We start from the raw sequence: 20,752 nt of genomic DNA on the forward strand, positions 1-20,752 counted from the left end.
TTTTTAATTTAATTTTTTTAGAATCTGAATTGAAGGTTCACAAAATAAGATCTACCCTGGTTATACCAATATTTAGGAGCGAATACCATGTTTCCGCTATCATAATCATTAGCATAGTCAGTATAGTTAACGTTTCTTGTCTGCTCAAATCCACCTGTAATAAAATTTCTGTTATTAAGGATGTTATTTACTGATGCAGACACCAACACATAATACTTACCAATCATCCAAGACTTACCTGCATTTACATTAAAGAAGAATGCTGAAGGTAGTTTTGTAGGAGTAAGAACTCTTGCAAGCTCTTCCTCATTTACGTTGTCATAAGGTACTCCCGGTGTATTAGGGTTTGTATAGAATCTTGCTGTTCTGGTTACCGGAGACGGATCTAAGAACGAATGTCCGAAATAGTTCCATGTTGCTCCCAACCACCAGTATTTAGGGCTGCTGTAACGAAGACCTAAAGTATATGCCTCTTGAGGAGTTCCTCCTTGTCTGTAGTTTTTAAGAGTAGCTTCACCCATATTCGTATAAGATCTTGATACGATATTTCCGCTTCCGTCAAGCTCTCTGAATGTTCCCACAGCATCAGATGCAAAATAAACTGTAGGGTTGTTTGTATAGGTATACTGTCCTAAGCTTAATAATCCACTCGCTGTCAAAGTAGGAGTAACTTTCAGCTGTGCACCAAGCTCAATACCCATGTTTCTCTTATTAGCTCCAGCCAATACCTGTGTAATGAAAGCACCATCCTGAATAGGAGCCTGATCTCCGCTTTCAGTAAGCGTTGTCAATTTAACTCCCTGTGCAAAATATCTTTGTACACTTGTTTCATTCTGAGTATTAACAAGGTAACCTGTCAATCTAAGTTTTAAAATCGGAGTAGAGATTACGTAACTCAAATCGTTTGCATCAACAACAACGTTCTTGATACCCGGAGTCGTAACACCACTTACTCTTGTATTAAAATAAATATCATTTAAGAAAGGAGACTGTGAAAAGTAAGCACCGTTATACACCAAGAAGTTTCTACCATTGATTTTATACGTTACCTGACCTTTCACCCCTGCATTCCAGAAGTTTTGGTCTGCACCTTTTCCATAAGAAGACTCATACAGATAGTGTTGGAACAATCCTTCTCTGCTGTTCGTAGTATAACCGAATAATCCGGAAATAAAGACATCAAATTTCCCTGTTGCGAATTTGAAAGCAGGGTTTATTTTAAATTCCTGTCTTCTGAAAATATAGCTATACCCAATTTTATCACCTTCTCTCTTGGTAACATCCTTATCCCCTTCTCGGGTATTAAATTTACCCCAAACACTTCCTGCAGTGGTATTGGATGCAAATGGATCCATATTCAGGGCGAAATCCGCTCCTAAAAGATCGTTTACTTCTCTGTACTGCTCAGATCTGTAGTTTTGGTAAGATAAGTTTAAAATGAAACGGGATGTATCATTAAAGTTATAGGTGTAGTGAGTAGCTAGATTCCATACTTTATCATCTTTTACGTCATCCACAAGATAATAAGCTGCTCTTCTACCACCAAGCGTAGCATTATATTCTACGTTTCTGTTGGCATTATAAAGATTATCCCAGTTGATCTGTGTATGAGACTGATCATCATTCGTCCACCAGTCTCTGGTAATTCCGATGTTCGCAGCCTGTTCTGGTGCTGGGTTTGTATAGTTTAACCAATAGTTTGGTAAATTACGGTAATAAGTTGGAGATGGGTTATTTGCTCTGTACCAATCTAACCTTGAACTGTATTCTTTACCGAACTGGTAAGAAACAGACGTCCATAATTGAGAGTTTTTATTGATTTTCCAGAAATCCTGCAATTGAATCATCGGCTGGAAACCTCTTTTTACTCTTTCATTTCTTTTATCTCCGTTTTGCCACCCCCAGTAAGAGTTGTAATGAACACCTCTGAAGTCATATACTTCCTGAGTACTTGGGCTTGAAGAACTTCTTGAATATTTGGAACCAATGGCATTCAACGTCATGGTATGGCTGTCGCTGAATTTCTTCTCAATACCAAGATATCCGCTGTATGCATCGTAGGCAGTACCATCCTGGATACCTTCCTGTGCCCATCTTCTTGCGATCATTCCTGTAAATGCCCATCCGTTCTTGCTCATTCCGGAAGAGAATCTGTAAGATAATCTGTTTGTATAGTTTCTGTTCGTCAGAGAGTATGTCAACTGACTTCCTTTTCTGTATTCACTGGCTTTAGTATTCTTATAAAATACTCCGGTAGTTCCTCCAAAAGCATATTCAGAAGGCGCATGGTTAGCTGAAATTTCCGGGTAACGGGTGATTTCATTCAATCCACCCCAGGTACTGAAGTCTACGTCTCCATTATCTGCAGCGGCCATAGAAACCCCATTGATCATATTCTCACCTGTTCTGCTATCAATTCCTCTTGGGCGGAACCAGTATGGCCCTAAATCGAAACTTGCAATTCTGTTGAATACATCCTGAGAAGACTGTAGTAGTCCTACAGTTGCAGTTTGCTGTGCACCACCGCTGTCACTTTCTCCAGAATCCTCTACAATAGCTAAACCCTGGTCTGCACCATTCAATGCAGAATAAAGAGTAATTACTCCAAGATCTTTTCTTTTCTCATTAGTAGTTACATCAAATTCAAAAATCTTAGTTTCAAAATTTGGTTTTGTAACCATAATCTGATAATGTCCCGGCATTAGGTCGGTAAATTGGAAATAACCGATTTTGTCTGCCTTTGCATCATTTCCTGCTCCTTTTAAATCTACACTTGCTTGCTCCACAGGCTTGCCATCTGCATCCTTAAGATACGCAAACACTGTTGTCTGCGCATAATAATATGACGCAGGCAGCAAAGTAAATAAAGAGATCAATGATAGTTTTTTAATCATGAGTATATTAATTTTTTAATACTTTTCTTATTAATTCTCAACAGTTTAAAAGTTGGGGGCACAAATTTAGTCAAATTTTATAATTCACAACTTTTTTAACGTAAATTTTTCTTAACATTGCAATCTTTTAAGAATCATTATATAAGTGATGATAAGATTGCTGCTTTTAAATTTACAAATATTTAAAATACAGTGAATTAAAAAAAAGTAAATTTGCAAATTAAATAGTATTAATAATAACTCTAAAGAGATGAAGAGAATTTCGACTCTGTTTGCCATCGTCATTTCGATCATGGCATTCTCACAACAACAAGGAAAACTGAGAAAAGTAGCTACTGTAGGTTTTTTAAATGTAGAAAACCTTTGGGACACGATTCGTTCAGCAGATTATATCGATGGAACTAAAGACATTAAGAATCCTGCTTTTCACAGAAGTATTCCTATTGATTCTATCAAGCTTCTGGAATCTGAAAAATATGACGGGCCATGGAGTGATGGAGCTTTAAAAGGGAAAAAAGTAGTAAGAGAACAAAGTGGTTCTGAAGAATTTACCCCAAAAAGCGCAAAGAACTACGGGTCAAAAATTTATAAAGCAAAACTGGCTAACGAAGCGAAGGTAATTTCTGAAATGGGAGCGCAATATACCAAAACAGCTCCTGCGGTAGTTGGGTTAATTGAAGTTGAAAACAGACAGGTCATTCAGGATCTTGTGAATGAACCTGCTTTAAAGAAATACGATTACGGAATCATTCATTACAACTCTTATGATTACAGAGGAATTGATGTTGCATTGATCTATCAGAAAAGAAGATTCACTCATACCAATTCATTAAAAAAAGAATTGGTAATCTATGGTGACAACGGAAAAAGAGAATACACCAGAGATATTCTTGTGGTAACAGGGTTTTTAGACAACGAGAAAGTTGCATTTTTCATGAACCACTGGCCTTCAAGAAGAGGGGGCGAAGCCATTTCATTACCTAAAAGAAATGCTGCCGCTGCTTTATTAAAAAAACAAATGGACAGTGTAAGAGCTGCTGACCCAACGACAAAGCTTTTCGCAATGGGAGATTTTAATGATGATCCTGTAAGCCCAAGTTTAAAAAACCACCTGAAAGCTCAGGCGAGCCCTAAAGATTTAAGTGACGAAACCCCTTACCTTAACCTGATGTATCCTTTATATAAGAAAGGAGTGGCTTCTCTTGCTTATCAGGATGCACCTAACCTGTTTGACCAGATTATTGTTTCTAAAAATATGATTTCAGATCAGGTAACTAAAGAATATTCTGTGTATAAAGCAGAAATTTTTGCTCCGGCTTATCTGGTTAATAAAGAAGGAAATTATAAAGGATATCCTTTCAGATCCTGGAACGGAGATCAGTTTACTGGAGGCTACAGTGACCACTTCCCGGCATTTGTAGTTCTTCAGAAAGAACCATAAAAAAGTTAGGCACTCTTATTGGAGTGCTTTTTTTATGTAAATACCTTTATCATGAAAAATATTATTTTATTAGTAATGATTGCGTTGGTTCCTTTCAGCTGTTTTTCTCAGGAGGCACCAAAGAAAGATAAAGAACAACAAGAGATGAAACCTTCTAAAAATGAAGACGGGCAATGGGATCTTACGGTTATTGACACCCAGTTTGATTATTTTCTGAGCGCTGTAGCCAAACCCATCAGCCAGTATACAGAATCTTATCTGAAAACAAAAAACACATTTCTGGTAAATGAATGGAACAGTTATTATAATTCCGGCAGATACAGAAATGTCATAGAATCCGGGATAGATTATGATCCTAAGGAAAATTACGGGATCAAGTTTGAATATAAATTATATCAGGTTTTCGTGTATGTAAACTGGAAATATAAATTAAGAATGAACGGATTATCCGGAAGCGATGCGATAAGATAGTTTCACCATTACATCTAATAAAAAAGGTTCAGAGAAATTCTGAACCTTTTCATTTTTATAATAGCTGAAAATTATTTATTGAATAATTCTTCTACTTTATCCCAGTTTACTACATCAAAGAATGCAGAAACATAGTCAGGTCTTCTGTTTTGGTAGTTTAAATAATAAGCGTGTTCCCAAACATCTAATCCTAAAACCGGAGTTCCTTTAACATCTGCTACAGGCATTAATGGATTGTCCTGATTAGGTGTAGAAGATACAGATACAGAACCGTCAGCATTTTTTACTAACCAAGCCCATCCTGAACCGAATCTTGTTTTAGCAGCATCAGAAAAATCATTTTTGAATTTCTCAAGACCACCGTAGTTTTCAATTGCAGCTTTTACATTTCCTACAGGCTCTTTGCTTCCTCCTGGCGTTAAAATTTCCCAGAATAAAGAGTGGTTGAAGTGTCCTCCTCCATTATTTCTTACAGCTGGCTTGTCAGTTCCTGTCTGGCAGATCTCTTCGATCGTTTTTCCTGCTAGCTCAGTTCCTTCAATTGCTTTATTTAAATTGTCAATATATGCCTGGTGGTGTTTTGTATGGTGGATTTCCATAGTTCTTGCATCGATAGTTGGCTCTAATGCATCGTATGCATAACCTAGTTTTGGTAATTCAAATGACATAATCTTTATTTTTAATGTTATAACCCAAAAATAACCAATATTTAAGGTATTATCAAGGATTGTAGATTACTTTAATAAATCTTTAACATTGATACATTGATTTAGAATGAATTAAGTTTTATTTTTTTTTATTTACAGCAAACAAAAAGCACGAACCTAATGATCCGTGCTTTCCGCTTAACAATATTAAATTAAATTTATTTATTCATAGACATCAGGAATTCCTCATTATTCAGAGTTCCTTTGATGTTTTTATTAACAAATTCCATTGCTTCTACAGGATTCATTTCAGAAAGATATTTTCTGAAGATCCACATTCTTTGAGAAGTTACTTCATCCAGAAGCAGATCATCTCTACGTGTACTGGAAGAAATAAGATCAATAGCAGGATAGATTCTTCTGTTAGCAATTTTTCTGTCTAACTGAAGTTCCATGTTACCCGTACCTTTGAATTCTTCAAAGATTACTTCATCCATTTTAGATCCTGTATCAATTAATGCAGTTGCAATAATGGTAAGAGATCCTCCACCTTCAATTTTTCTTGCAGCTCCGAAGAATCTTTTTGGCTTGTGAAGTGCATTAGCATCTACCCCACCGGAAAGCACTTTACCTGATGCAGGAGTTACCGTGTTGTAAGCTCTTGCTAATCTTGTAATCGAATCCAGTAAAATTACTACATCATGTCCACATTCTACCATTCTTTGTGCTTTTGCAAGAACAAGGTTGGCAACTTTTACGTGTTTTTCTGCTGCTTCATCAAATGTAGAAGCAATTACTTCTGCATTTACGCTTCTTTCCATATCAGTAACCTCTTCCGGACGTTCATCGATCAAAAGAACCATCATATATACTTCCGGGTGGTTAGCCGCAATAGAGTTTGCAATATCTTTCAGCAACATCGTCTTACCTGTTTTAGGCTGTGCAACGATCATTGCTCTTTGACCTTTTCCAATAGGTGCAAATAGATCTACAATTCTTGTGGAAATCGTAGAATTGCTTCCTGCCAAATTGAATTTTTCTTCCGGGAAAAGTGGAGTAAGATACTCAAAAGCAACACGATCTTTGATAAATGCAAGATCACGTCCGTTAACTTCTGTTGGTTTTAATAATGAAAAGTATTTCTCTCCTTCTTTCGGAAGTCTTACAATTCCTTTTACGGTATCTCCGGTTTTCAACCCATAATTCCTGATCTGTGCTGTAGATACATACACATCATCCGGAGAAGAGATATAGCTGAAGTCTGAGGAACGTAAAAATCCGTAGTTATCCGGTAAAATTTCCAAAACACCTTCAATGCTTACCAATCCATCGAAATTAAATTCTTTTTTATGGTCGTGCAGCTCCTCTGCCTTTTCAGAATGTCTGTTTTGATTCTGATTTTGGTTTTGATGCTGCTGGTGTTGCTGGTTTTGGTTTTTATGTTGGTTTCCACTGTTCTGTGGATGGTTGTGTCCTTTTTGAGGTCTGTTAGCCTGTTGTTGTTGAGGATTGTTAGGCTTTTCTTCAGCCTGAGCAGGCTCTTGGGATTCTGTGTTTTTTGGAGCTTCTGGTCTTTCCTGAGATACTTCTGTGTTAGCTGTATTGGTAGAAACTCTTTTTCTTTTCTTTTTAGCTTGAGCACTTGCTGCTGATTCTTCACTTACTGCCGCTACTTCAGCTTTGGGCTCTTCCGGTTTTATTTCTTCAGAAGCGGGTACCTTTTCTTCTACTCTCTCTTCTGCTTTAGGTTCTTCTGCCGGAGCTTTTGTATTTGTGTTTGTTTTTGGCTTGGCTGCTGGCTTTTTAGGAGCAGCTTTTCTTGCCGGGGCTTTAGCAGGTTTTTCTGCTGGAGCCTCTTCAGTGGTTACACTGGTAGTTTCTGTGGCGTTGAAATAATCTTTTGCAACTTTAGGGTTAGAAGCCTGAAAGTCAAGAATAGCAAAGATCTTGTCATTTTCATTGCTGGTTCTTGCAACTTTAACGCCCAAATCTTTTAAGATTTTAGTCAGTTCCGTTACGGATTTTGACCTTAACGTTTCTATGTTAAACATATTTATGTAAAAATGTAATTAATTGTGAGTAAGAAAAGTAAGTCCGGCGACTTTGGTTTTCAAGTACATTGTATAATGCAAATCTACACTTATTTTTGAATTGTGCAAAATTTATGTTATTTTTGCCAAGAATTTAATATTCAATGCTACAGAGAATACAAACTATATGGACATTATTAGCAGTTTTAGCTGCTGTTTTCCTTTTTATAACGGGACAGGATGTTGTCATTTCAGACAGTATTCCTTTACTTAATATGGGATGTATAATCCTTGTTATTATTGGAGCATTAAGTATTTTTAGTTTCAAAAACAGAAAAAGACAAATTTTGCTGAATACTATCAGCATCATTATAAACGTTTTGTTGATTGGTGTATTGGCGTACTGGTTACTCAACTTATCCGGAGGAATTCATTTTCCTGAGAAGGGTATTGAGCCAATTTTCCCATTAATTGCGGTAATATGTCTGCTTATAGCAAATGTTTACATCCGTAAAGATGAGAGGCTCGTAAAATCTGTAGACAGACTTCGATAACCTTACAACGATTTTTTGAGTGAGAACAGCTTCTTTTTAGGAGCTGTTTTTTATTTTCATCTACTCCTACTTATACTTCTACTCTGTCAGATCAATTAATTTATGTACATTCATGCAACATTTTAACTGAAACCACGACAGATCATATAACTTTCAATTAAAGACAATGAAAAAGCTAACTTATCTTACTTTATCACTTTTCTCCATATTTACCTTTGCACAGGAAGTTTCCAAAGAAAGGGTAAAAGCAGTCCTTTCTACGCTGGCATCGGATGAAATGAAGGGCCGTGAAATCGGAACTCAGGAAAACGAAAATGCTGCGAACTATATTGCTAAGCTTTTCAAGGAAAACAATCTGGAATACTGTACAGGAAAATCCTATTTAGTACCATTTGACTATAATGGAAAGACAGTATACAATGTCTGCGGTGTCAAAAAAGGAAAAACAGATCAGTATTTGGGATTCTCAGGACATTTTGATCATATCGGAACCAGTGATAAAACTGGAGACAATATTTACAACGGAGCAGATGATGACGCCAGCGGAATTACAACTCTGGTAGGCATCGCCGATTATTTTAAAAACAAAAAACCGGAATTCTCCATGGTGTTCATGGCATTTAATGGAGAAGAGAAGGGAATGCTGGGTTCAAGAGCTATTTCAACAGATAAAAACTTAGATCCTATTTATAATAAAATGACCGCACTTTTCAATTTTGAAATGGTCGCTACAGAATCTCAATGGGGGAAAAATGCATTATATATGACCGGAGACGGGTTCTCAGATCTTGATGAACTTTTCAATCAGAATGCTGTGAACGGATTAAAAATAAACGCAGATCCTTATGCAAAACAGCAGCTGTTTTATCGTTCAGACAATGTAAGCTTTGTAAAAAAGAAAATCATTGCTCACTCATTCTCTACCGTTGATATGACAAAAGCGTCTCATTATCACCACGAAAATGATGATGTCAACATTGTAAATTTCGATAATATGACCCAGATCATCAATAACTTTGGAAAAACACTGGACAAACTGAGTCCTAAAAATTTTGCCCCTAAATATAATGACCAGGTTAAATTTTAAATAAAACCATAATATAAAACCCGCTATTTCAGCGGTTTTTTCATTAAAAAATAATGGCATCTTACCTCTGGTTATTAAGTCTCTTTCTGACTTATGGATTCAAAAAAATGAGGTGCAACAGCGCTGATTTGTAACAAAAAGATATTTTTTGGAACTTATCCATTAAAGTAAAACAGGATTAAGAACGTCTTATCTTTTAATTTTACGTAATTTTGCTATCCAATTTTTTCATTTAATGAACCAATATATTAAAATACTAAAGTTCGCAAGACCACACCAAAAATACATCTACGGAAGTTTGTTTTTCAACCTTATGTACTCTGTATTTCAGATTGCTTCCTTAGGGACTATTCTACCGGTTTTGGGAATGCTTTTCGGAACCATTGAGGCCAAAAAATACAGCCATCCTCCTGTATATTCGGGAGAGATTTTAGACTTTTTCTCTTACGCAAAAGAATATGCCAATTATTATGTTCAGACTTTAGTAACTGAGCACGGAGCACTTAACGTTTTGGCGTGGCTTTGCGTGAGCACGGCTTTTATGTTTTTATTGAGAAACCTTTTCAGGTATTTAGGTTCGTTTTTATTGATCAATTACCGCGTAGGTGTTACTAAAGACCTTCGTGGAGCTATGTACAGAAAGATACTTGCCTTACCTGTTTCGTTTTTTACAGAAAGCAGAAAGGGAGACCTGATGTCCCGTATGTCAAATGACGTGGGTGAAGTTGAAGGTAACATTTTGGGAAGTTTAGTAGAACTGATCAACGCTCCTTTCATGCTGATCAGCACATTGGTAACACTTTTCTTTTTAAGTACTGAGATGACGCTTTTCTCGCTTCTAGTACTGCCTGTAATGGGAACGATGATTGCTTTAATTGGAAAGAGTCTGAAAAAAGATTCTCACCAGGCTCAAAATGAGATGGGAAATATTTTCTCGATTGTAGATGAAACATTAAAGTCTACAAAGGTGATTAAGATTTTCAGCGCAGAAAAAATAATGGACAACCGTTTTATGCAGTCTATGCAGAAATGGATCAACAGTTCAATAAGCTTAGGAAGAAAAAAAGAATTAGCCTCTCCGATGAGCGAATTTTTAGGTTCGGTTACATTCTTAATTATCGCCTGGTATGGTGGAAAACAAATTATTGTAGAACAAAGTATCTCGCCTGCTGATTTCCTGGTTTTCCTGGGTATTTTCTTCCAGATTTTACCTCCTGTGAAAAGTTTATCCCAATCTATTTCAAATGTACAGAAGGGAGAAGCTTCTCTTGAAAGAGTTTTAGCCATTCTGGATGCTGATGTGAAAATTGATGAAATAGACAATCCTGTATCCATATCAACCTTAAATAAATCAATCGAGTTTAATAATATTGGTTTTTACTACGATAAAGATCATACGATTCTTAAAAACTTCTCACTTTCTATTCCAAAAGGGAAAACTGTTGCTCTTGTTGGACAAAGTGGAAGTGGTAAAACAACGATTGCCAACCTTTTAGCGAGATTCTATGATGTTTCGGAAGGAGAAATTCTGATTGACGGAACAGACATTAAACATTTAAAACTACAGGAATACCGTAAGCTATTGGGAATGGTAACACAGGAATCTGTATTATTTAATGATTCCGTTTACAATAATATTCTGATGGGTAAACCTGATGCTACCAGAGAAGAAGTGATTGCAGCCGCAAAAATTGCCAATGCAGATGCATTTATCACAAAACTTCCTGAAGGATACGAATCCAATATCGGAGATGATGGTGGTAAACTTTCCGGAGGTCAGAAACAAAGGGTTTCTATTGCCAGAGCAGTATTAAAAAACCCGCCTATTATGATCCTGGATGAAGCAACCTCTGCACTGGATACAGAATCCGAAAGATTTGTACAGGACGCACTGGAGAAAATGATGGAAAACAGAACTTCTTTAGTCATTGCTCACCGTCTTTCTACTATTCAGAAAGCAGACTGGATTGTGGTAATGGAAAAAGGTGATATTGTAGAACAGGGAACACACCATGACCTGATTGCAAAAAGAGGAACCTATCACAAACTTGTTGAACTTCAAAACTTCGACTAATCTTTTAATTGAATTAAAATGAACCCTATACAAGAGTATTTCTACAGAATCGATGAACCTGAAAGAAGTACTCTTTTATTTTTGCGTAATGCTATTTTAGCGTCAGATCCTGAAAACATTACAGAAACGTTCAGCTTTGGGCTTCCATTTATCAAATACAAAAAGAAAATGCTGTGTTATTTCTATTACAGCAAAAAATACCAGAAACATTATCTGAGTTTTTATCACGGCGACAGGCTCGATTATCCACAATTGATTCAGGATGGCAGAAAGAAGTTTAAAATCCTTCTCATTGATGCAGAAGAGGACCTTCCTGTTGAATTTATTCTAAATCTGACTCAGGAGGTTAAAAAATATATAAAATAAAAAAACTCCGGTATGAATTATCATACTGGAGCACTCTTTAAAAACCTTTTATCATTGTGTGTTTATTCCACTGAATTCTGCCTTTTTAATTGCCCAGGCAAGAGCGTTGGCATAGAATATTGAATTGTATACATTCATTTCATAAGCAGCAACTCCATTTCCATAATTAGGTTTAGGAATTGGCTTATAGTTCGTATCTGCATAGAACGGACATATCGTATCTGAGGTATTTGGAGACGTTACAGTTCCACACTGAGAGTTGAATCCACCATCACCTACCCAGATGAAGTTCAACGTGTTATGCTTAAATGCTGTTACACGCCCCACAGTTCCTGAAGGTGAAGCTGTTGAGATGTTTGTATCACCTGAATACACTGTAATTTCGCTTGCAGGCAGACCTGTTGCATATGTTGTAGAGGAAGCATCTTCTCCCCATTGCAATCCTCTGATATCTCCGAAAGGACCGTTCAATATTTCATCATTCGTCATTGGCAGTTTATAGATCGCTCCTGCACTGTTTACACTTCCGGTGTTTACCGATCCGTCAAAAACATTTCTGAAAAGATTCTGCATTCCCGCATTACTTTCAGAATAAGCAACAATTACACCGCCTTTTGCCAGATAATTTTTTAATACCTGTGCTTCTGCCGCATTCATTCCCCATGCATATCCTATAACAATAATATCGACAGGATTAGCTCCGGTTGTCCAGGTGGTCAGTTGTGCAGCACTCGGACTGTCTGTACCATCTATGATCTGATCCCATCCTTCATATTTTACAATGCTATTGGCCAATGTTCCAAAGTTAGCAGCCGCTTTAGTTACCATACCTGATGGGGAGGTTCCTGACACATTATATCCACAACCGTTTGGTGCGGTTCCGATTGTCAAAAGTTTTTTCTTTGGAACCACCACAATCACATTTACAGAGCATGTTGTAGATACACCTCCCTGGCTGTCAGAAGTAATTGTAATTGTTTTCACCGATGTAGAGGTTGGAGTACCCGTTCCTCCTAACGTAATATTCTGATTTCCTGTAGCAGTAAATGTTCCTGATCCGCTGAAAGAAATGCCATCAACCGTATTGGTTGTAACCGTGTAGCTTCCCAAAGTTGCCACATTCACAGGCAAAGTAATTGTGTTGGAAGCTGTAAGAGCCGTTCCTACTTTGTAAATACCGTTTACCGTTGCACTACCACAGCTCATCGTATATGTTCCTGCAGGACTTAGCACTGCAATAGAAATTGCAGGAGTACAGGTAACAGCAGTCCCGTTGGCTTCTAAGGATACATTGTCTATCTGGATATTTACAGGAGTTCCCTGTCCCGGAATTTGTATTGTTTGTGTTCCGGTATTGAGAAACACTCCGGTACCATAAAAATTGTATCCGTTGGTAGTAGTTCCGGATATGGTATAATTTCCTGGTTTTGTAACGTTCACCGCAATATTCAGGTAATTCGAATTGGTAAGTTCTTTACCTTTCACGTAGCTTCCCATTGCTTTGGAAGTGGAGCAGTCTATCGTAAAAACAGCTTTTCCCATTTGTCCGCAGACACTTTTCCATTCGTTATCCGCAAGACTCCAGTAATTGAAACAGTCTTCTGTAGTGTTGTAAATAGTTAAACCATCATCTTTGGATTGGTTAATTGTAATTGCATTTCGCTGTGCTTCAGTTAATCTGGGAATAAGTATCCCTTTATTATTATTTCCTGAAACAACATCCAAAACAGAATTGGAATTAGGCGTAGTTGTATTAATCCCTACTGCACCATTATTGGTTTGTGAATAAGATTTCCCAAAAACAAAGAGCATTGCTATTAACAAGACTTTGACTGAGGGCATTGTAAATTTTGTTTCCATCATTGTTTAATTTATAATTGTTTGATCATTAAAATTTCAAGCTAAGTCATTTAACTGCCACAAAATTATCAACCACAGACAATTACAAATTAATTCTCTCTACGCAATACTACTCACGCGTAGTAAAACTCACAAAACGCCAATACCTTACCCTCTTAAAATGCACAAGTAAAAAGTTGAATTATTTAACAAAACACAATCATAATTTAAAAAATAAAACCCAAAACAATACAATAATAATTATACCGTAATTATTTCCAAAAATAATCTGTCTTTATTAAACAAAACCCAACATCCCTTATACTTTAAAAACGGTCTTCCATTTTGCAATGGTATTTCGGCTTATTTTAAATTGCTTACCCAACTGAAGGTTGTTAAGCCCACACTGTTTTTGATATTTTAAAATTTTCAAAATAGATTCCTCATCATAGGAACGGAGCCTTTGATTATTAAACCCGACTCTATATTCAGGCTCACCAAAAACCAGTTGATTAAATTTCAGAATGTCAAATGCCGAATTCAATGCTTCCAGCTTATGCCTGATTGCGGCTTCTGTTAATTTTTCCGGGAATTTTTCTTCAAGAATATCAGTATAAATTTGTTTGTAATCAGGGATCATGTTATAGTTTTTTCATCCATTTGTACAGCGTTGTTTTAGGTATTTTATACCTTTCCACCACGTCATTAGCAGTCATTACTCTGGTTTTTATTTTTTCAAGTATAAAATCTTTTACCTCCTGTGTATAGATGCTTTTTCTAAACATAAGGGTATTTTCCTTCTGTCTGAATACATTATCAATTCTGGACTGTGGTGAATACAAAATCAAATGTCCGGTATAAAATCTAAAGAAATCGAATTTTAAAAGCTTACACCACTTCAGCAGGATCTCTGTGTCCATACTTTTTGCCTGGTACATCTTTTCCACATTTTCTTCTGTGCTCTCAAAAAATCTACAGATTCTTTCTATTGAAATCTGATGCTCTTCCACTTTAGATCTGATCAGACTCCCAATATGAATGTTCTTAATATTCATTACAATATTTTTAAGTAAAAATATCGACAAGAAAAACAAAAAGTATCATTAAAGACTACTCAACACTACGTATGGGTAATAAAAATCGGAATTTCATTTAAATTTTGATCAAAAAACTATTGATATTGATCTCTGAGGAAATATTCAGCTTTTTCCGGATCCTGTATTTTTTACTTTCTACAGCCCGAATACTGTTATTGGTACACTGTGCTATTTTTTTTGTATCAAAATCAAGTTTCATTAAAGCACAGAAATACAGTTCAGAATGAATGAGATTAGGATTTATCTTTAAAATATCAGGAATAAAATGGGGGAAAAACACCTGAAATTTCTCAAAAAACATGGGCGAATTACTTTCTGCCAAATTGAAAATCTCCTGTATATTTTCTTCTGAAAGATGATTGATCAGCATCTGATGTTTCATCAGTTCCGTATTTGTTTTCACCAGATCCTTGATGGTAGAATCTTTCTCTTTTGTATCAGAAATTAAACCATGAATCAACGCGTCTTTCTGAGTAATAAAAACGATATCCATCAGGAAAGAAGCAATAGAAAATAAAATATTAAGAAGCTTTATTGTTTTAAAATCCTCTTTTTCTATAAATCTGCTTTTAGGCAGGAAATCAAAATCAAAGTAAAGACAGGCAATAAAGTTGATACTGATCATGAAAGTAATAAGAAAAATCGCAAAAGCATCTTTTTTATAGTTCAGGAAAAATGGTACAGCAAACAAAAGACAAAAATAAAAATACTCTACTCCTGCATTTTTGTAAGTATAAATATTAAAAAAATTCACTATAAATGTCAGCAGAACAAATATAAAGATAACCACTCCTTTCAATACATTTCTAAACCGCTTTGTCTTACCCTTGATTGCCATCAACAACAGCCAGAAAAAGGTAATGACTGTAAGAAAAATTGAGATAAGCATATCTCCGAAAAAAGTAATAATAAAAATAGAATAAAATAGAAATATGAAAAACAATAAAAGCAGATAACGGTTAATAAGATGAAGATAACTGCTTTCAAAATCATCATCCATATTCTCAGCTTCGTCGTTGATCACCTTAAAGAAAAACTTATAAATCATCTTGTTGTTGTTTTTTGCTTTCACAAGCTTAAGTTGGCATTTGTACCCTTGAAAGAATAAATTTCCCAATATTAACAGCCTTTATGCAAACAAAAACCTACAAAACGAAATGTATCAGTCTTTTTCAAGCATTATAAAGGGTATGATTAAGGTGTTTTTCTAGCTCCAATTTACTAAAATTCGATATTAAAATTATCAAATGAAATACCATTTTGATAAAAAAAATTAATACCTATTTACCTCAAATCACTTAAAAAGCATGAGCTTGTGTTTTTAAGCATGCAAAATTATTGATCTAAATGGAAAAGCATCAATCTTCCAATACGCAATATTACTCATGCGTAATTAAACTTAAAACACTCAAATGAGGCTTTCGTTACTCAATAAAAAAAGAGAGCCACAGAGGCTCTCTTTTAATTTTTTTATATACGGTAAGAATATTAATTCTCTTTCAGTTTGGCGATAACATCCTCACCTCCTTTTGTAATGTCTCCGATCTTACAGATAATTTCAGTATCCAAAGGAAGGAATACATCCATTCTGGAACCGAATTTAATAAATCCGAATTCATGTCCGGCTTTTGCCTTATCACCTTCATTACAATAGAAAACGATCCTCCTCGCCACATATCCTGCAATCTGTCTGAAGACTACTTTATGATTGGTCATCGTCTGTACAGCAACAGTAGTTCTTTCGTTCTCTGTGGAAGATTTTTCATGCCATGCCACCAGATATTTTCCAGGGTGGTATTTTTTGTAAATCACTTCACCTGAAACCGGGTATCTGCAGATGTGCACATTCAGTGGAGACATAAAAATAGAAACCTGAATGGCTTTTCCTTTAATAAATTCATCTTCATCCACTTCTTTGATCATGACCACTTTTCCGTCCACCGGAGCGATTACGTTTTCTTTGTGATCCAGAATATTACGATCCGGAACTCTGAAAAACCAGAAAACTAAACCGTAAATAACCAACAAAGGTATAATGATCAACAGGGACCATATTTTAAGGAAATAAATTGCTGCAACACCCAGAATAATAAAAAGCAGGGTTGCAACGGTAATTGTTCCTTTTGATTCTCTATGTAATTTCATGAGACTAAATAAATTTTTCTAAAATAAAGTACAAATATACGACAGGAACGCAAATAATAAAACTATCCAGTCTATCTAAAACGCCACCATGCCCAGGAATGATGTTCCCACTGTCTTTCACACCGAAATTTCTTTTCAATTGACTCTCCACCAAATCGCCTAATGGTGCAAAGGCAGCCACTAAAAACCCTACGACCATCCAGTTCCCCCTCAACTCCGGCTGATAATGCTCAATAAAGTAGGATAAAACCAGTGTTAACACTACTCCTCCTGCATATCCTTCCCATGTTTTTTTAGGAGATATTTTGGGTGCCATTTTATGTTTACCAAAGAACTTCCCTACCAGATAAGCAAAAGTATCACTACTCCAGATCAGGATAAAGAGAAACATCACCTCTAAAGAAAAGCTTTCATTATAGCTGGAGAACTTTGGAAGTCCTAATGCAAAACTAAATGGCAGTGCTACGTAGATAACGGTAAAAATAAGTTTCCCGCTGTCAAAGTATAATTCGTTGGGATATTTGAATAAAGTAACCACAGCAATTCCAATAAGTGCCAGTGCCAGTATTTCACTAAGCCTGAAATCAAAAAAGAAATCGTGATTAAAATATCTTTTGGAAAACATGTAGAAGATAAAAATAACCAATGGATATACGACCCATTTTTCATAGCTATTTCCAAATTTCATGATTTTGACACACTCCCAAGTTCCTACAATCAGCAGCAGACTCATTAATCCATGATAAAGATACTGTTGTTTGATAAGACCAGGTGCAATATTGTTCAGCAGCTGTGCTCCTAATGGAGTAGAACAAAGAATAATGATGGCTACATAAACGATACCTGATACGGTTCTTTGAATGAGATTTTTGTCCAAAATTTAAAATTTAGAAGTGATTGCTTAATCTTCAAGCAGCAATAAAAACAGTTTTGTATTGGAATTGGAAGAACTGTCCATTTTTGACTGGCTTCCGCTGATGGAAGTAAGGTTCTTGATATTTCCGTTTCTTTTTATTTTTCCCATAGCATCATTCAGGTTGTTTACAATCTGAGAAACATTGGCAATGATGATAATTCTGTCAGGAAGTCTTGAAGAGTGATAATGAAGAATATTATTATGCGAAAGCATGATTCTGCCGTCATAGGCAATCAGGTATTCACAAGTGATAAATGCGGCGTCATTGGACGGCTGTAGTTCTGAAGTATAGGTAGACTTCACAACGTTCAAAAAATTCTGAAGTTCTTTATCCCAACAAAAAAGGTTGTGGATCCCTTCTATTTTAACAATTTGATTTAAAGTTTGTAGAGCTTCCGCTTCATCTGCACAATAATTAAAAAATCCCCCCGAATGCGTAAATAATTGCGCAAACTTATAGTCAAGATCCGCATTTTTCAGCGAATCCCCAAGCTTCTCCAGGCTCTGTTTGTCCTCTTCTTCAGGCTGGTTGGTAAGTTTGCTTACAATCCTCTTGAATAAATTCAACTTAATCTATTTTTAGTCAACTTTATACAAAAATAGAAAATAAATTACAATAGAGTCCAAAATATCTCTTTAAATATGAAAAAACCTGACAATTTTGAGGTTGTCAGGTTTTTGTAAGGTTTATTTTTTAAGAGTTTTAAAGCTGTGTTGGGCTTTCTGGAGCCTGTATTTCGCTTTGTTCTTCTTTTTCTTTGATTTGAGGTGTTTCCACTACTACCGGCTGATCTTTTTCAGGGATAGTATTGGTAACAGGTTTCTCTGTCAATTCAGGATCCCATGCTCTTTTTCCGAATATTTCTTCTAAGTCTTCACGGAAGATCACTTCTTTTTCTAATAATTTACTCGCTAAAGCATCAAGCTTATCTTTATTATCAGCAAGGATTCTTATCGCTCTGTCATATTGATTTTCGATGATAGATTTGATCTCTGCATCAATTTTCGTAGCGGTTTCTTCAGAATATGGTTTTCCAAAATTGTACTCAGACTGGCCAGAACTGTCATAGTAAGAAATATTACCAATATTCGGACTTAATCCGTAGATCGTTACCATTGCCTGGGCTCTTTTCGTCACAGTTTCAAGGTCAGAAAGTGCTCCTGTAGAAATATTATTGAATATTACCTGCTCTGCTGCTCTACCTCCTAATGTTGCACACATTTCGTCCAGCATCTGTTCAGTAGTGGTAAGCTGTCTTTCTTCCGGAAGATACCATGCCGCCCCCAATGAACGTCCTCTAGGAACGATTGTTACTTTTAAAAGTGGAGATGCATGTTCTACCAACCAAGAGATCGTAGCGTGTCCCGCTTCGTGGTAAGCCACTCTTCTTTTTTCGGAAGGTTTGATTGCTTTATTTTTCTTTTCAAGACCACCAATGATTCTGTCTACAGCATCAAGGAAATCCTGTTTTGTTACCGAAGTATGATTATTTCTTGCTGCGATAAGTGCTGCTTCGTTACAAACGTTAGCAATATCTGCTCCACTGAATCCTGGAGTCTGTTTTGCAAGAAACTCTCTGTCTACATTGTCATCCAGCTTGATTTTTTTCAAGTGAACATCAAAGATCTGTCTTCTTTCGTGAAGTTCCGGAAGGTCTACATAGATAGAACGGTCAAAACGTCCTGCTCTCATCAAAGCTTTATCAAGGATATCTGCTCTGTTGGTTGCTGCCATTACAATTACGTTCGTATCTGTTCCGAAACCATCCATTTCAGTAAGAAGTTGGTTCAATGTATTTTCTCTTTCGTCGTTTCCGCCAGAGAAATTATTTTTTCCTCTTGCACGTCCGATAGCATCAATCTCATCAATAAAGATAATCGCCGGAGATTTTGCTTTAGCCTGAGCAAAAAGGTCTCTTACTCTTGAAGCTCCTACCCCTACAAACATTTCAACGAAATCAGAACCTGAAAGGGAGAAAAACGGAACTTTAGCTTCCCCTGCAACAGCTTTTGCCAATAGGGTTTTACCTGTTCCCGGAGGCCCTACTAAAAGGACTCCTTTAGGAATTTTACCTCCTAATTTTGTATATTTTTCAGAGTTTTTCAAGAAATCTACTACTTCCTGAACTTCTTCTTTAGCACCTTCCAATCCTGCAACATCTTTAAATGTTACCTGAATTCTTTCTTTTTCGTCGAAAAGCTTCGCTTTAGATTTTCCGATAGAGAAGATCTGTCCGCCAGGACCTCCACCTCCGCCCATCTTTCTGAAAAGAAGGAAGTAGAATAATCCAAGAATGGAAATCCAAACCAATGCAGGAACTAAGATGTCCATTAATGCACTCTTACCTGTACCGTAATCTTTTGTTGTTTTAATAACCGGATTGCTGGCTTTGACCTGTTCAAATTTCTGAAGGAAAAGTTGAAGGTCTCCATATTTCACAGAAAAATCTGCTTTAGGAGCCATTTCGAAGGCAGAAAGAGGGTTGTTTTCTTTACCGGTTTTGGAAACCATTGCTGATTTCGCTTCTTTTGTTAGGAAAACATCAGCTTTCTCTATGTCTTTGTATATAATTATATTCTGGACTTTGCCCGCCTGCATTTCTCTAAAGAAACCATCTTCATCAATAGATTTTGCTGCATCACCTCCAAGGAAATTGGAGCCAAAAAATAGCAAAAGAGCTATGATTGCAATAGGAAAGAACCAGTTGAATCCTTTATTATTCATTTAGACTTTTTAAATTTTTTATTATTCATTTTCAATTTTGGTAATGACTGCGTCACCCCAAAGCTCTTCTATATCGTAGTACTCACGTACTTGTTTTTGGAAAATATGAACTACCACTGAAACATAGTCTACCAATACCCACATCGCATTTTCAGTACCTTCTACGTGCCAAGGTCTGTCTTGCAGTTCGTTTCTTACTTTCTTCTCTACACTTCCTGCCAATGCAGACACCTGTGTATTTGAGTTTCCACTACATATTACGAACGTTTCTGCTACGGAGTTTTCGATGTTGGAAAGATCAAAGATCATAATGTCTTCTCCTTTTACATCCTGGATAGCTTCAACGATTTTATCTATTAACGCTTGTTTTTCTGCTGTCTTATTCATTAAAAAAATACTATAATCTGCAAATTTATTGTTTTTTCTTTACTTTAACCTTACTTTTACCCTCTTAATCTCTTAAAGT

General features: G+C 36.2%; 18 protein-coding genes. 6 read left to right on the forward strand and 12 right to left on the reverse strand.

Annotation, left to right across the window (positions count from 1 at the left end):
• Positions 1-17 precede the first annotated feature (17 nt).
• Positions 18-2,894, reverse strand: a complete 2,877-nt coding sequence (locus tag ACM6F9_RS12745; RefSeq protein ID WP_414846062.1) for a carboxypeptidase regulatory-like domain-containing protein — start codon at positions 2,892-2,894, stop codon at positions 18-20.
• Between the two features lie 250 nt (positions 2,895-3,144).
• On the opposite strand from ACM6F9_RS12745, the gene ACM6F9_RS12750 reads away from it, so the two are divergent.
• Together ACM6F9_RS12750 and ACM6F9_RS12755 are read left to right on the forward strand one after the other, a co-directional pair.
• Positions 3,145-4,335, forward strand: a complete 1,191-nt coding sequence (locus ACM6F9_RS12750; protein ID WP_414846063.1) for an endonuclease — start codon at positions 3,145-3,147, stop codon at positions 4,333-4,335.
• Positions 4,336-4,386: 51 nt separating this feature from the next.
• A complete protein-coding gene (locus ACM6F9_RS12755) occupies positions 4,387-4,806 on the forward strand; it encodes a DUF6146 family protein (protein WP_414846064.1) in 420 nt (139 codons plus the stop codon).
• Between the two features lie 71 nt (positions 4,807-4,877).
• On the opposite strand, the gene ACM6F9_RS12760 is transcribed toward ACM6F9_RS12755, so the two are convergent.
• Positions 4,878-5,474: a superoxide dismutase gene (locus ACM6F9_RS12760; protein WP_129038609.1), complete on the reverse strand. Its 597-nt coding sequence runs from the start codon at positions 5,472-5,474 to the stop codon at positions 4,878-4,880.
• Between the two features lie 197 nt (positions 5,475-5,671).
• Positions 5,672-7,504, reverse strand: coding sequence for a transcription termination factor Rho (gene rho, locus ACM6F9_RS12765; RefSeq protein ID WP_414846065.1), 1,833 nt, complete (start codon positions 7,502-7,504; stop codon positions 5,672-5,674).
• A gap of 143 nt (positions 7,505-7,647) precedes the next feature.
• Here rho and ACM6F9_RS12770 point away from each other — a divergent pair, with 143 nt between their 5' ends.
• The 4 genes from ACM6F9_RS12770 (at position 7,648) to ACM6F9_RS12785 (ending at position 11,564) form a co-directional block, all read left to right on the forward strand.
• Entirely contained in the window at positions 7,648-8,037 is a 390-nt protein-coding gene (locus ACM6F9_RS12770; protein WP_105700541.1) for a DUF4293 domain-containing protein, read from the forward strand.
• A 166-nt stretch (positions 8,038-8,203) separates the two neighbouring features.
• Entirely contained in the window at positions 8,204-9,124 is a 921-nt protein-coding gene (locus ACM6F9_RS12775; RefSeq protein WP_414846066.1) for a M28 family peptidase, read from the forward strand.
• A gap of 235 nt (positions 9,125-9,359) precedes the next feature.
• Entirely contained in the window at positions 9,360-11,198 is a 1,839-nt protein-coding gene (locus ACM6F9_RS12780; RefSeq protein WP_414846067.1) for an ABC transporter ATP-binding protein, read from the forward strand.
• An 18-nt stretch (positions 11,199-11,216) separates the two neighbouring features.
• Positions 11,217-11,564 carry a DUF1801 domain-containing protein gene (locus ACM6F9_RS12785; RefSeq protein ID WP_414846068.1) on the forward strand — a complete coding sequence of 116 codons (348 nt, stop codon included), beginning with the start codon at positions 11,217-11,219 and terminating at the stop codon, positions 11,562-11,564.
• Between the two features lie 51 nt (positions 11,565-11,615).
• Here ACM6F9_RS12785 and ACM6F9_RS12790 read toward each other — a convergent pair whose 3' ends face one another.
• From ACM6F9_RS12790 to rsfS, 9 genes are all read right to left on the reverse strand, one after another.
• Complete coding sequence (locus tag ACM6F9_RS12790; RefSeq protein ID WP_414846069.1) at positions 11,616-13,424, reverse strand: hypothetical protein; 1,809 nt, start codon at positions 13,422-13,424, stop codon at positions 11,616-11,618.
• Positions 13,425-13,722: 298 nt separating this feature from the next.
• Complete coding sequence (locus tag ACM6F9_RS12795) at positions 13,723-14,043, reverse strand: helix-turn-helix domain-containing protein (RefSeq protein ID WP_414846070.1); 321 nt, start codon at positions 14,041-14,043, stop codon at positions 13,723-13,725.
• Position 14,044: 1 nt separating this feature from the next.
• The gene (locus ACM6F9_RS12800) at positions 14,045-14,458 is read right to left on the reverse strand and encodes a transposase (RefSeq protein WP_414846071.1); all 414 of its coding nucleotides are present in this window, start codon (positions 14,456-14,458) and stop codon (positions 14,045-14,047) included.
• A 97-nt stretch (positions 14,459-14,555) separates the two neighbouring features.
• Positions 14,556-15,548, reverse strand: a complete 993-nt coding sequence (locus ACM6F9_RS12805; RefSeq protein WP_414846072.1) for a helix-turn-helix transcriptional regulator — start codon at positions 15,546-15,548, stop codon at positions 14,556-14,558.
• Positions 15,549-15,988: 440 nt separating this feature from the next.
• On the reverse strand, positions 15,989-16,645 hold the full coding sequence (locus ACM6F9_RS12810; protein ID WP_414846073.1) for a phosphatidylserine decarboxylase family protein: 657 nt from the start codon (positions 16,643-16,645) through the stop codon (positions 15,989-15,991).
• Positions 16,646-16,649: 4 nt separating this feature from the next.
• On the reverse strand, positions 16,650-17,522 hold the full coding sequence (locus ACM6F9_RS12815) for a phosphatidate cytidylyltransferase (RefSeq protein ID WP_414846074.1): 873 nt from the start codon (positions 17,520-17,522) through the stop codon (positions 16,650-16,652).
• Between the two features lie 24 nt (positions 17,523-17,546).
• On the reverse strand, positions 17,547-18,128 hold the full coding sequence (locus ACM6F9_RS12820) for an LUD domain-containing protein (protein WP_129038629.1): 582 nt from the start codon (positions 18,126-18,128) through the stop codon (positions 17,547-17,549).
• A gap of 136 nt (positions 18,129-18,264) precedes the next feature.
• A complete protein-coding gene (ftsH, locus tag ACM6F9_RS12825; protein ID WP_414846075.1) occupies positions 18,265-20,286 on the reverse strand; it encodes an ATP-dependent zinc metalloprotease FtsH in 2,022 nt (673 codons plus the stop codon).
• A gap of 21 nt (positions 20,287-20,307) precedes the next feature.
• On the reverse strand, positions 20,308-20,673 hold the full coding sequence (gene rsfS / locus ACM6F9_RS12830) for a ribosome silencing factor (RefSeq protein ID WP_105700531.1): 366 nt from the start codon (positions 20,671-20,673) through the stop codon (positions 20,308-20,310).
• Between the last annotated feature and the right edge of the window lie 79 nt (positions 20,674-20,752).

It is taken from the genome of Chryseobacterium sp. IT-36CA2 (genome assembly GCF_949767875.1).
Classification (GTDB): domain Bacteria; phylum Bacteroidota; class Bacteroidia; order Flavobacteriales; family Weeksellaceae; genus Chryseobacterium.